This window comes from Flectobacillus sp. BAB-3569 (genome assembly GCF_002270355.1).
Taxonomy (GTDB): Bacteria; Bacteroidota; Bacteroidia; order Cytophagales; family Spirosomataceae; genus Flectobacillus; species Flectobacillus roseus.
Window position 1 is genome coordinate 430,714 of record NZ_NJFZ01000006.1, and the last position, 12,110, is coordinate 442,823.

The window sequence follows — 12,110 nt, forward strand, 5'->3', positions numbered from 1 at the left end:
ATAAAAAAGGGACTTCAATCTGATTGAAGTCCCTTTTTTATGCTCTTTATTACTTGTCCTTAGGAACTCTCGCTTCATAAATCTGAAACAATCTATCTCCACAGGGGTTTTTGATAAGCTTCGTAGGCCAAATCTTGACTCCCTTTTGCTCTAAATAATGAAGAAAATCTTCTGATTTTTTCTCTTCCATGGTCACATTGTAGTCATAACGTGTTTTTTTAGCAATATCTGTTGCTATGGCTTGTACAATAATCACAGGTTTGGATCCATTGAAAAACTTTTGATTTTTGACCCACCATTTCGATAGCTCAGAAGGATATGGAAACAATCGATAAGGCTCTGAAAACGTATTTCTTTTGTTGTCAACACCCAATAGCTGGGTATGTGTACCCCAATCTGTAGAGATAACCAAGCGATGCTCGTCTTGAGCAACATATTCAATCAATTGATTGATTTCAGGAATAAAAATTTCAGTTACGCAGCTTTCATGATTGATATTTTGGAAAAAAAGCACATTCGTGAAAATATTCCACCCCGTAGCAAGGGTTGTGATTCCAACAAAGGGGACTAATCCACCTACGTATTTCCCCAATTCATAAAAACTACTAAGTATGACGATAGGAAGCATAGGATACATTACAAAACTATGCCAAACGTGAGTGGCAGCGGAGGTAATAATATATTGTAGAAAAATCAATAATATCAATAAAAGAGCTTGAGTATGTGACGAATGAAAGGATATATGCCCTTTCAAATACAACCAAACATTAATCAGCACACAGCTGAGAATAACAAGGTTCATGATTGTAGAAGAAAGAACTCCTGCGATACTCCAGCCAAAAACCTTGAAAATACTGTTTTGTAAAAGTAAATACTTGGTTTCTTTGAAACAAAATATTAGCCGTTCTTTTAAAAAACTGAGTGTCAATCCTCCTCCTTGACCATCGATATGAAGTTGTTTTAAGGTAAATAAAAAAAGAAAAACAAATACCATATATCCTGCACTATAACGGAAAAAGTTAGATTGAAACAGACTTTTGAAGTCTAACTTTTTTAAGATAGGCATAACACTCGGAAGTTGCTGGAGAGCATACACCCCGAACACGGCGTTGGTAAACCAGATAAAATTAAATTTATTATAGACCCCAACAAACATCAAGAAAAATACGGTCAGGCCGTAGCGAAACCAATGACTGTTCGGATACGTTAACCATAGTAAGATGATCAGCTTGATAAACATTTCGATACAAGAAGGACCTTTGTCAAATCTTTGTAGCGTCAGAAAGGTTAAATCGAGAGACAGTACCAATAGTGTGGCAAGAGCGATACTTTTGTTGAAATACTTTGCCGTAATTTTATAACTAAGCCATAAATTGACACAGGCTAATAAAAGCATTGGAAGCCTAACACTTAGTACGTTTACGCCAAAAATCTTAAATATTGGCATATAAATCCATGCTTTCAACGCACCAATATAGAGGTAACAAAGCACCACCCAATCTTTAATCTTATAGATCACAAAGGTCTCTCCATCAAGGTCACCGAGTGAGGCATTAATGAATAGTGTTTCGTCGTATTCCAATCCGAAATACTGCAACTTGTAGAGTCCTAAAAAGATAAAAATAAGACTTGATAAAGCGATAATAGACTTACTTAGTGTCGTATGATTTTTTAGCATAAAAGTGTAAGTATATAGACTGATCCTACGAATTACTTGGTTCTAAAGTGGAAGATTCTTGCTCCCAAATATTTCGTACTGATATAAAGATTTACGAATTGCAAAGATATTATACGTTGAGACTATTACTACAATGAAGTGAACAAAACACTTGAAAATAAAGGAGATTATGAATGCTTCCTAAACTAGTCGAACGATGTTGGTACTCGCTTATTTCTAGATTTTAAGAGGAGTTTTAGAAAATCTTTACGAAATTTGATTTAAAATTAATGTTAACCAATTTATGCAACTTGAAACCATCGAACTAACGTCTATTGTGCCAATTTTGGCCAAGACGCATGCGGCTTCGGCAGAAATCCGAAGACTTAGCGACCAACAAAAAAAGGACATTCTCTATCGTTTGGCAGAGGTATTGGTAGCCAATACAACGCAAATTATTGTAGAAAATGCCCAAGACTTGTTACGCATGGACCCCGCAGACCCCAAGTACGATCGTTTGATGCTTACCGAAAAACGTATTGCCGATTTGGCTGAAAGTATGAAGGATGTCGCTAATCTAAACGACCCTACTGGTGAATTACTTTTGTCAAAAGAACTTCAAAATGGCTTAAAAATTAAAAAAATAGCAGTACCAATGGGCGTTGTTGGGGTGATTTTCGAATCTCGTCCAAATGTAACCGTTGATGTAACTGCACTTTGTATCCGCTCAGGTAATGCCGTGGTGTTGCGTGGGGGCTCTGATGCTTTTGATACCAATACCTATTTGGTAAGTCTTATTCATGATGTATTGCGTGAATTTGGAGTAAATACAGACGCTATTACGTTATTGCCAACCGACCGTGCATTTGTCAAAGAACTATTGACTGCTACTCGATTTGTCGATTTAATTATTCCTCGTGGATCAGAGTCATTGATTCAGTTTGTACGTCAAAATTCTTTAGTACCAACTATCGAAACGGGTGCTGGCGTATGTCACACCTATGTGGAAAAAACAGCTGATTTAGCCAAAGCAACCGAAATAGTAGTTAATGCCAAAGTATCTCGTCCTTCGGTATGTAACTCATTGGATACCGTGTTGGTAGATGAAGCGATAGCTGATACATTTTTACCAACCTTAATAGAAGGTTTTAATAAATGGAATGTAGAAGTTTTTGCTGATAGCATAGCTTATAAAATCTTAGCTGAAGCAGGTTTTAAATCTTTACAAGAAGCAACAGAAGCAGATTTTGGACGTGAATTTTTAGACTATAAATGTTCTATCAAAGTCGTTTCAGGCTTAGAAGAGGCATTAGACCATATTAGTAAATACTCTTCTCGTCACTCGGAGGCGATTCTTTCAAAAGATACTGACCTTTGTAAACGATTTGTGCAAGAAGTAGATGCCGCCGCAGTGTATACCAACGCTTCTACACGCTTCACCGATGGAGGACAGTTTGGATTAGGAGCCGAAATTGGTATTTCAACTCAAAAACTCCATGCCAGAGGACCATTTGCACTTGAGAAGCTTGTGACTGAAAAATGGATTGTAGAAGGGGATGGTCAAGTAAGATGGTAAGCATTTAAGGCTTTGGGCTTTGGGCTTTCGGCGGTGGGCTTTGTAAAAAAGCATGGCTGTAGTTAATAAAAACATTTTAACACTCTTTGCCTCGTGCCTGTTGCCTTGTCCCTAAAATAAAAAACGCACGATTACTTAATATCGACCATGAATTATCTTGAAATTAGGATGATTCTATAAATTTTAAAAAAGGCGTTCGAAATTAGCTTTTCGAACGCCTTTTTTAATTCTGTAATACAAAAAATAACTAGGCTCCAGACGTGAAGTATTACGTCCCTACAAGTAAAATTAGCATAATCACTCATGCACTCAATCGCAAATCACTCAATTAAAGATGACTCATGTTTTTGATTCCCTCGTTTGTCAAATCGTCTTACAATTCCTAACTTGCATCTATGGAAAACTTCGTAGTCTCGGCTCGGAAATATCGCCCTGCTTTGTTTGATTCCGTAGTGGGTCAATCTCATATTACAACTACTCTCAAAAATGCTATCCGAACCAACCACTTGGCTCAGGCTTTTTTGTTTTGTGGACCACGTGGTGTTGGTAAAACTACTTGTGCAAGAATTCTTGCAAAAACTATTAACTGTCAGAATCTTACGCATGAAGCGGAGGCTTGTGGCGAGTGCGAATCGTGTAAAAGCTTTCAAAATAACGCATCTTTCAATATTCATGAACTAGATGCGGCTTCAAATAACTCGGTCGATGATATTCGTAATCTAATCGACCAAGTGCGCTATCCACCTCAGTCGGGACGATATAAAATTTATATCATCGATGAGGTGCACATGCTGTCGACAAGTGCCTTCAATGCTTTTCTGAAAACCCTTGAGGAGCCACCTGCGTATGCTATTTTTATTTTGGCAACGACCGAAAAGCATAAAATCCTCCCTACGATTTTATCGAGATGCCAAATTTTTGACTTTAATCGTATTCAAATCGGGGATATGACGCAACATCTGGCCAATATTGCAGCCAAAGAAGGGATCATTGCCGAATGGAGTGCCCTCGAGTTGATTTCACAAAAAGCCGATGGTGGTTTGCGTGATGCGCTTTCGATGTTCGACCTTAATGTGACTTTTTCTAAGGACAATACTTTGCACTATGCCGAAGTATTAGAAAACTTACACATTTTGGATTATGATTATTATTTCAAAATGACCGACGCCCTCATGGAGTCGAAGGTAGCAGAGGCTTATCTACTTTTTGACGAAATATTGAAAAAGGGATTTGATGGGCATCAATTTGTGGTGGGTTTGTTGGAGCACTTCCGCAATTTATTGGTTTGTAAAGACCCTATAACGGTAAAATTATTACAGGTTTCAGAGAGTGTTCAGCAAAAATATCTGGAGCAGTCGGCTAAAGCAAACTTTTCGTTTTTGGCATCAGGATTGAGTATCGGTTCTCAATGTGATTTGAATTATAAATCAGCCAAAAACCAAAAATTACACGTAGAAATCACTTTACTTAAATTGGCGCATATTCCGCATGTGCTCAATTTGAGTGCACTCCCTGCTGTGGAGGGTGGGGCTGCGGGAAAGCCTAGTACCGATAGTCCTGCTGTAGTTCAGCAGCCTATCAGTGCGCCAACGGCCTCGTCTCAGGTTCCTAGCGCTGTGCCTTCTCAACCAAATAATGCTTCGGCTGGTTCTGTTTCGACTAATCCTGTACCTGTAGGTGCTATTCCAAAAGTAAATCTTGGGGGACTAAAAAGTACTGCTAATCTAGGAAAACCCGTTGGAGAAACGCCTAAAGTATCTTCGGCGCCCATGCCTGTATTAGAAGAAAAGCAGGTTGTTCAAAATAAGACTTTTACCAAAGAACAACTCAAAGTACAATGGGATTCATTCGTGAAATGGCTCGAATCTCGTGAACGCTTCAGCGAGTTTGTAATTCTTAATAGGGATTTTACGCTAGAAGGAACCACAATCCATTTGGCTGTTGATAACGAAATTCAAGTAGAACTATTGACCACGGCATTGCGTACAGAAGTACTTACGCATTTGCGTAAAGCCATGCAAAATAGTACGATTCATATTGAGGTATCGATTTTGAAAGAGGAGGAGAAACCTATGATTTATACCCAAGCCGAAAAGTTTAAGTTTCTAGCCAATAAGAACCCAGCACTCAACGATTTGAGAAATGCTTTAGGTTTAGATTATGATTATTAAGGATTAATACAAAAAATTACTAGTTCAAGACTTAGTCTTGAACTAGTAATTTTTTTAAACAGTTTAGAAACTGAAACAAACGATAGTCCGATACCTAGTATCGGACTATACAATTTTTTAAAAGATAAGAAACTGAATAGCGCTACAATACAAATTGATTATACTCTTCTGATGATAAGTCTTTTTAATAACTTCCTTTTATTTCTATTTGTACCGTTCTAATATTACCTACTAAAAACAACCACCATTTCATTCCTAATTTCCTATTCTTTCTTCTTTTTTGAAAAAAAACTAATCAAATAGTTGTTTAACTAAAATTTTAGTTTTAACTTCAACTCATTAAAACATGAGTACTCAAACAACAGGTATCTAATTATAAGTCATAAAGCAAAAAGAAAATATCTTTTGGCAGGCGGGTATCAGCTATGAGCCTTTGGTGGCTTTATCTCAATTTGCTCGTTTCCAGAATGCTAAATTGATTTTGCATACAACTTATAAACTACAATTATGCAAGAAATAGACAAAGAGTTAACTCGTGCCGAAGAGCAGATTATGCAGGTGCTTTGGCAAATCGAAAAAGGCTTTGTAAAAGATATTCTAGATTATCTACCAGAGCCAAAACCTGCTTATAATACCGTCTCAACGATTGTTAGAATTCTTCAGGAAAAAGGCTTTGTGAGCCATAAGGCCTATGGCAAGTCACATGAGTATTTTCCGGTGGTGAGCAAAGAACAATACAGCACCTTTGCAACCGAAAAATTGGTTGAGGGCTATTTCGAAAATTCTTTCTCAAGTTTATTTTCTTTCTTTTCTAAAAAAGGAAAAATAGACGTAAAAGAAGCCGACGAAATTTTGAACTTAATCAATAGTATGAAGAAATAGGAGTTGAGATTATCATAATTCAAGGGTTTCGACATTTGAGCCTCCAGCAAGATAGTCGAAACCTGATAACCAAAACATCGCTATGGCTGAAATTTCTACATCCGACAAAGGGGGCTCGCGCCGCTCCCGACAATCTACCCGTGTCGATATGACACCGATGGTTGACCTAGGTTTTTTGTTGATTACCTTTTTTATGTTGACTACTACCTTATTGAAACCTGTTACCATGCAGTTGAGTATGCCTGATAAAACGACAGATAAAGGGTCGGATATTCGAGAAAGCGAAACTTTAACGGTGATTTTGGACAAAGAAAATAAGGTATATTATTACCAAGGTATCCCAACAGATCCTAATGTAATCCTTAAAACAACTAATTTTTCAGACAAAGGAATCCGTCAAATATTATTTAATTACAAAACTAAAATTGGAAAAAACTTCACGGTAGTGATTAAGGCAACCGACCAAGCTCATTATCGAAACATGGTAGATTTGTTAGACGAACTGGCTATTACCAATAATAAGCAATATGCCATCGTTAATACATTGACAACCAACGAACAGAATTTATTATCGCTTCAATCTCGACCATCAATTTAACATTAACTGCGTATGAACTGGCTGCACTATTTACTCCAAGTGAATCTGTATCTGATTCTATTTTATGGATTTTATCATATTGTCTTGCGTAAAGAGACTTTCTTTTATCTCAACAGAGCTTATTTGTTGGCAACCTCTGCTTTGGCGTTTTTTATCCCAATGCTGCAGTTTACTTGGGTGCGTGAGCAATTAGTGAGTGATAGTGTGTATCATACTATGAAATATATCTACGATCCACAAATGTATTATACCCCAACCGAGAGTTTTGTACAACAGGGCTGGACTTGGGGAGATATGATTGCTGTCGTATACATAACTGGCGTTCTTATTGGTATTGGTCGAATGGGACTTCAAATGGCTTATTTGGGTAATTTACTCCGTGGGAAATCACAGAAGAAGAATATGAATAAAAGTGCATTTTCCTTTTTCAATTTCTTGTTTGTGAGTAAAGATATGCCTATGCGTGATGTGATTATGCGCCATGAGCAAGTACATATTCGTCAGTTACATTCGGCAGATATTATGTTGTTTGAGCTTTTGGCAATATTTAATTGGTTCAACCCCGTTATTTATTTATACAAAAAAGCAGTTCGGTATATCCATGAGTTTATTGCTGATGAAATCACAAGTCAATGGGAGGAATCTAAGGAGGAATATGCGATGCTGCTGTTTCACGAGCAATTTGGTGTGCAAACCATACCGCTAACCAATAACTTTTTTAATGACTCTATGCTAAAACAACGTATTCAGATGCTGATGAAGGACCGTTCTGAAGACGATGTTCAGTGGAAATATCTATTAGTTTTACCTTTGTTGGGAGCTATGCTGATTTTGGCATCATCTAATTTGAGAGGTTCAGAAATGGAACAACGTCTCAATGTAAAATGGAGAGCCATTGTAGAAAAAGGAGGGCAGGCTGTTGTACCAAGTAAATCTGGGCGACAAGTATTGGCCGAGTCAGGAATCAGTATTTCTAGTGCGACGATTATCAGTCCTGCTTTAGCCGAAGAACTACAAATGGAAGCCGACTCTATTATGAATGGCGTTGACCATCAGCCAGAGTTTAATGGGGGTATGCCTGCTTTTGTGGAATACTTACGTGCCAATTTGAAGTATCCCGAAGAAGCTCAAAAGGCAAATATGGAAGGGAAGGTGTATATCCAATTTGTGGTAAACAAAGATGGCTCAGCTGAAGATTTTAAAGTGCTAAAGTCGGCTGGAGAACCCCTTGATAATGAAGCTTTAAGGGTATTGAGGTCTGTTCCAAAATGGGTGCCAGGCACACATCAGGACAAATTAGTAAGATGTACTTTCGTCGTCCCTATTTCATTCAAAAAAGCATAAACATAGTAAGTTGTTTTACACCAATTCCAATAGCAATCAGCATTGAGCTTTCGGCTTTCAGTAAAAAAATAAGTATATATCAGCTATTACCTAATATTATTAGCTGATATATCCGAAAGCTGATAGCTCATACCTGATAGCCAATACTGAGTCCAACTTCCTACCTCTCTTGAGGTATTTTTTTACTAAACAATAACTAAAAAAATAGTTCTACTGTTGAAGCGGCTACACCATACAGACAATGTGTGTAAATGACCAATAACTAGTTCGAGACTTTATCTCGGACTAGCTATTGCTTCAGTTTTCAAACTGTTTAAAAAATGAGTCCAGTACAAAGTCTTGAACTAGGCATTTCGAATAAAGGCATTTTTCATATTCTTAAAATCAGAAATCTGTAATAGTTGGGAAAGTACTAATTCTACATTAGTACTGGACGAAGGTTTAGCATTTTTTGATGTAGTGGCAACTCTTGCAGTTGCCACTACATCAAAAAATGCTAATGATAAGAATTCTTTTGAACAAAAGAAAATCCTTCATACAACCCTAATTCTACATTCACAATTCAATCATTCATAATTCGCCATTACCCCAACCTCATCTGAGGTAATTTTTTTCAATACAATAACTAAAAATTTAGTTTTAAATTCTTTTAAACTTCTCAATATCATGAACAGTAACTCATCAAATCAACAGCACGAGACCTTAGATGACATTATCTTCGAAGGTCGTAATAAGCTCTATGGCGCTTATTTTCTAAGACAAGAGTACAAACAAATTGTTAAAAGAGCCACTTTGATAGGCGTAGGGGCATTTGGATTGGCTTTATCGACTCCTTTTATTTGGGCCTCACAGAACTCACGAGATAAACGTGAGGTAGAAATTACCCTACAAGATGTAAAACTACCACCTGCGGAGGAAAAGAAAATAGAATTACCAGAGCCACCCAAACCTGAAACACCCGTTGAGCCAGTAAAACAAATTAAGTATCTAGCTCCTGAGATAGTAACCGATGAAAGAGAAATTGAATTGCCTCCAACGCAAGAAGAGTTAGCTGAGAGTAAAGCAGTGATTGGTACTGAAAATGTGGACGGAGCCGAAATCGAAATACCTCCAGTTGACCCTGACCTTGCCAATACTAAGCCTGCCATAGAAGCGCCAGTGCACGTCGAAAAAACTGAGGAATCGATTTTTACGACAGTTGAAAAAATGCCAGAATATAAGGGTGGTATTCGAGCTTTAGGAGAGTATCTCAATAAAAATTTGAAGTTTCCGTCACAGGCGCAACGAGCAGGTGTAGGAGGAAAAGTGTTTGTATCATTTGTCGTAATGGGAGATGGAAGTATTTCGCAATTGTCTGTATCAAAAGGAATTGGGTTTGGATGTGACGAAGAAGCACTAAGAGTGGTGTCGAAAATGCCTAACTGGATTCCTGGAAAACAGTCGGGAAGACCTGTCTCGGTTCGCTTTACCTTACCAATTACTTTTCAGATTATGGAGGAATAGTTCTAATTTAAAAATGTATGAGTTTCACACCTTCAAAATACCAGTTCTATACTGTTTTTAGTAGAGAGATTAGTTAAATTATAATTATTTTAATATAATTAATAATTAATTGTCTGGTTGTTAGGTTTTTATGGGAATATTTTTTGAATATTTGCGATAAATTTTTATCTTAGTTAAATAGATAAAGTACAATTTGAGTGTTTGGTAAAGACCATTTCACTCATTGGCAAATGAAAAAAGAAATCTAGCAATAACTCCTAAAAACTTATTATCATTATGGCAATTACAAAACAGTATTTGAAATCAAAACCAGTATGTAAAGTAACATTTGCAGTTCCTGCTGACGTAGCAAACGGTGCAAAAGCAGTGAACGTGGTAGGTGAGTTCAATAATTGGGATGCCTCGGCTACAGCCTTGAAAAAACAAAAAGATGGTACTTTTAAAGGTACGCTTGAATTAGAAGCTGGAAAAGAATTTCAATTCCGTTATTTATTTGATAGCGCTATTTGGGCAAACGAAACAGAAGCTGATAAGTTTGTTCCAAACGGTATCACTTCTGACGAGAATTCTGTAGTTGTATTGTAATCACTCGAGCAGTAAGAAGGCGCCTCTTACTGCTCGAGTTGTTTATAGAAATGTATAAAGTAAATACTTGAAAGCCACAACCTCACTTTTGGTGTTGCTCTTTCAGTTTATTTACTAGACTTTGACAAAGATTTTTTTATTGTGCATGATCCAAAGTATGCCACACCATAAGCTTACGAGGATAATTGCTCCTGCAAGGGAAGCATTATAAGGGCTATCAAACCATGGCGTAATCCATGATTTGTATAACCAGACTTGAAGATTGACTTCTTCGCCTTCGGCATTCTGTAGTTTTATCATTCGTAAAATACGCGGAATCAGACCCGATAAGAAGAATACTGTGATAGCGTTGACACCGTATACCACGAATGGCTTTGTCCATCGTTGGTAGCCTTTGACATCAATAAGCCAGTACAATCCCACCCAAAAGCAAGTTGCCATACCAGCACTCCAACACACGTATGAACTTGTCCATAAGGACTTATTGATGGGAAATCCCGCACTATCCCAAGCCCATCCGACTAGCATGCCCATGCATCCTATTAAACAGAGATTAAGAAGTTTTTTATGAACTTCTTGATCTCTGTTTTGCATATAATACCCTGCCAACATACCTGCAATGCCATTGCCAATGGCGGGCAAACTACTTAACAGTCCTTCTGGGTCCCAAACTTTTGCTGCTTTATAAAGATGTGGAATCCCCAAAATCATACGGTCAAAATAAGCTCCAAGGTTAGTTTCGGCATATAAATTGGCAGCGCCAATGCCCGGCACAGGTACCACCGTCATAAGAATATAATACAAAATCAAAATACCTGCCAATACTCCTATTTGAGTACGAGGCTTGGTATAAAGAAAGAGGATAGAGCAACAGAAAAAGACTAGACTTATGCGTTGCAAAACACCCATGATACGCACTACTGATATATCAAATTTGGGAAAAAGAGATAGAAAAAGCCCTAAGCCAAAGAGCTTTAAACTACGCTCTATTATTCTAAGAAGAGTTTTAGAGTCGGGTTGTTTATCTTTAAATGCATAAGAAATAGAAACTCCAACGATAAAAAGAAAGAAAGGAAATACCAAATCGGTAGGAGTGCAACCATCCCAAGCGGCGTGTTCGAGAGGCCAATAGATATGTCCCCAATCGCCTGGGTTGTTGACCAAAATCATCATGGCTACCGTGAGCCCTCGAAAGGTATCGAGTGAGAGTAAGCGTTGTTTCATAAGTTGTTGTTAGAAGTGTAATTCTAAGATAGTTGTTATTGAGTGATTTAGCGAGTTGTGATTGAGTGATTTTTGAAAAAAATCTAGTTTTTCAAACTGATTACTGGACAAAACTGAATATCCTAGTTCAAGACTTAGTCTTGGACTCATTCTTTTAACAGTTTAAAACTGTTCTTAAAAAATCATTGAAAAAGTCGATACACCTGAATCACACTTTCTCGTTTTGTCCAGTAATTAGCTTTTCAAAATCACTAAATCACAACTCTCTCATCACAATTTGTTGGGTGCTATTTCAATCTTCGAAATCTGTACCTCTGGCTTAAACTGCAATATCCATGCAAGCACTTCGTCCATCACGGTCATATTGAGCGAGTATTCGATAAACTGCCCTTTTTTGATAGCGACGACCAATTCGGCCTGTTTGAGCAGGTCGAGATGATGCGAAATACTCGGTTTCGACATATTGAATTGCTCGGCGATTTCACCAGCATTGAGGTCTTTGTCTTTGAGGAGCTCTAAAATTTCACGACGTGTGGGGTCGTTGAGCGCTTTGAATAAGGTATTCATAAC

10 protein-coding genes are annotated in these 12,110 nt (G+C 37.5%); 7 read left to right on the forward strand and 3 right to left on the reverse strand.

The genetic code is table 11. The annotated features are described in order from the left end of the window. Positions 1 to 49 precede the first annotated feature (49 nt). Positions 50 to 1,678: a glycosyltransferase family 39 protein gene (locus BWI92_RS07645; RefSeq protein ID WP_095161540.1), complete on the reverse strand. Its 1,629-nt coding sequence runs from the start codon at positions 1,676 to 1,678 to the stop codon at positions 50 to 52. A gap of 283 nt (positions 1,679 to 1,961) precedes the next feature. On the opposite strand from BWI92_RS07645, the gene BWI92_RS07650 reads away from it, so the two are divergent. The 7 genes from BWI92_RS07650 (at position 1,962) to BWI92_RS07680 (ending at position 10,316) form a co-directional block, all read left to right on the forward strand. Beyond that, positions 1,962 to 3,233, forward strand: a complete 1,272-nt coding sequence (locus BWI92_RS07650; RefSeq protein ID WP_095161542.1) for a glutamate-5-semialdehyde dehydrogenase — start codon at positions 1,962 to 1,964, stop codon at positions 3,231 to 3,233. Between the two features lie 395 nt (positions 3,234 to 3,628). Further along, positions 3,629 to 5,404, forward strand: coding sequence for a DNA polymerase III subunit gamma/tau (locus BWI92_RS07655; RefSeq protein WP_095161544.1), 1,776 nt, complete (start codon positions 3,629 to 3,631; stop codon positions 5,402 to 5,404). Positions 5,405 to 5,911: 507 nt separating this feature from the next. Further along, on the forward strand, positions 5,912 to 6,286 hold the full coding sequence (locus BWI92_RS07660) for a BlaI/MecI/CopY family transcriptional regulator (protein WP_095161546.1): 375 nt from the start codon (positions 5,912 to 5,914) through the stop codon (positions 6,284 to 6,286). An 82-nt stretch (positions 6,287 to 6,368) separates the two neighbouring features. Then, positions 6,369 to 6,884 carry a biopolymer transporter ExbD gene (locus BWI92_RS07665; protein ID WP_095161548.1) on the forward strand — a complete coding sequence of 172 codons (516 nt, stop codon included), beginning with the start codon at positions 6,369 to 6,371 and terminating at the stop codon, positions 6,882 to 6,884. A gap of 12 nt (positions 6,885 to 6,896) precedes the next feature. Next, positions 6,897 to 8,228, forward strand: coding sequence for a M56 family metallopeptidase (locus tag BWI92_RS07670; protein ID WP_095161550.1), 1,332 nt, complete (start codon positions 6,897 to 6,899; stop codon positions 8,226 to 8,228). 666 nt (positions 8,229 to 8,894) lie between these two features. Next, on the forward strand, positions 8,895 to 9,731 hold the full coding sequence (locus tag BWI92_RS07675) for an energy transducer TonB (RefSeq protein ID WP_095161552.1): 837 nt from the start codon (positions 8,895 to 8,897) through the stop codon (positions 9,729 to 9,731). A 276-nt stretch (positions 9,732 to 10,007) separates the two neighbouring features. Continuing rightward, on the forward strand, positions 10,008 to 10,316 hold the full coding sequence (locus tag BWI92_RS07680; protein ID WP_095161554.1) for an isoamylase early set domain-containing protein: 309 nt from the start codon (positions 10,008 to 10,010) through the stop codon (positions 10,314 to 10,316). 114 nt (positions 10,317 to 10,430) lie between these two features. Here BWI92_RS07680 and BWI92_RS07685 read toward each other — a convergent pair whose 3' ends face one another. Together BWI92_RS07685 and BWI92_RS07690 are read right to left on the reverse strand one after the other, a co-directional pair. Further along, on the reverse strand, positions 10,431 to 11,540 hold the full coding sequence (locus BWI92_RS07685; RefSeq protein WP_095161556.1) for an acyltransferase family protein: 1,110 nt from the start codon (positions 11,538 to 11,540) through the stop codon (positions 10,431 to 10,433). A gap of 270 nt (positions 11,541 to 11,810) precedes the next feature. Continuing rightward, positions 11,811 to 12,107, reverse strand: a complete 297-nt coding sequence (locus BWI92_RS07690) for an autorepressor SdpR family transcription factor (protein ID WP_095161558.1) — start codon at positions 12,105 to 12,107, stop codon at positions 11,811 to 11,813. Positions 12,108 to 12,110: the final 3 nt, after the last annotated feature.

Bases quoted from the DNA above. Each gene is read 5' to 3' on its own strand.
- BWI92_RS07675 (WP_095161552.1), top strand. From the start codon at position 8,895: ATGAACAGTAACTCATCAAATCAACAGCACGAGACCTTAGATGACATT.
- BWI92_RS07660 (WP_095161546.1), top strand. From the start codon at position 5,912: ATGCAAGAAATAGACAAAGAGTTAACTCGTGCCGAAGAGCAGATTATG.
- BWI92_RS07665 (WP_095161548.1), top strand. From the start codon at position 6,369: ATGGCTGAAATTTCTACATCCGACAAAGGGGGCTCGCGCCGCTCCCGA.
- BWI92_RS07680 (WP_095161554.1), top strand. From the start codon at position 10,008: ATGGCAATTACAAAACAGTATTTGAAATCAAAACCAGTATGTAAAGTA.
- BWI92_RS07670 (WP_095161550.1), top strand. From the start codon at position 6,897: ATGAACTGGCTGCACTATTTACTCCAAGTGAATCTGTATCTGATTCTA.
- BWI92_RS07690 (WP_095161558.1), bottom strand. From the start codon at position 12,107: ATGAATACCTTATTCAAAGCGCTCAACGACCCCACACGTCGTGAAATT.
- BWI92_RS07655 (WP_095161544.1), top strand. From the start codon at position 3,629: ATGGAAAACTTCGTAGTCTCGGCTCGGAAATATCGCCCTGCTTTGTTT.
- BWI92_RS07650 (WP_095161542.1), top strand. From the start codon at position 1,962: ATGCAACTTGAAACCATCGAACTAACGTCTATTGTGCCAATTTTGGCC.
- BWI92_RS07645 (WP_095161540.1), bottom strand. From the start codon at position 1,678: ATGCTAAAAAATCATACGACACTAAGTAAGTCTATTATCGCTTTATCA.
- BWI92_RS07685 (WP_095161556.1), bottom strand. From the start codon at position 11,540: ATGAAACAACGCTTACTCTCACTCGATACCTTTCGAGGGCTCACGGTA.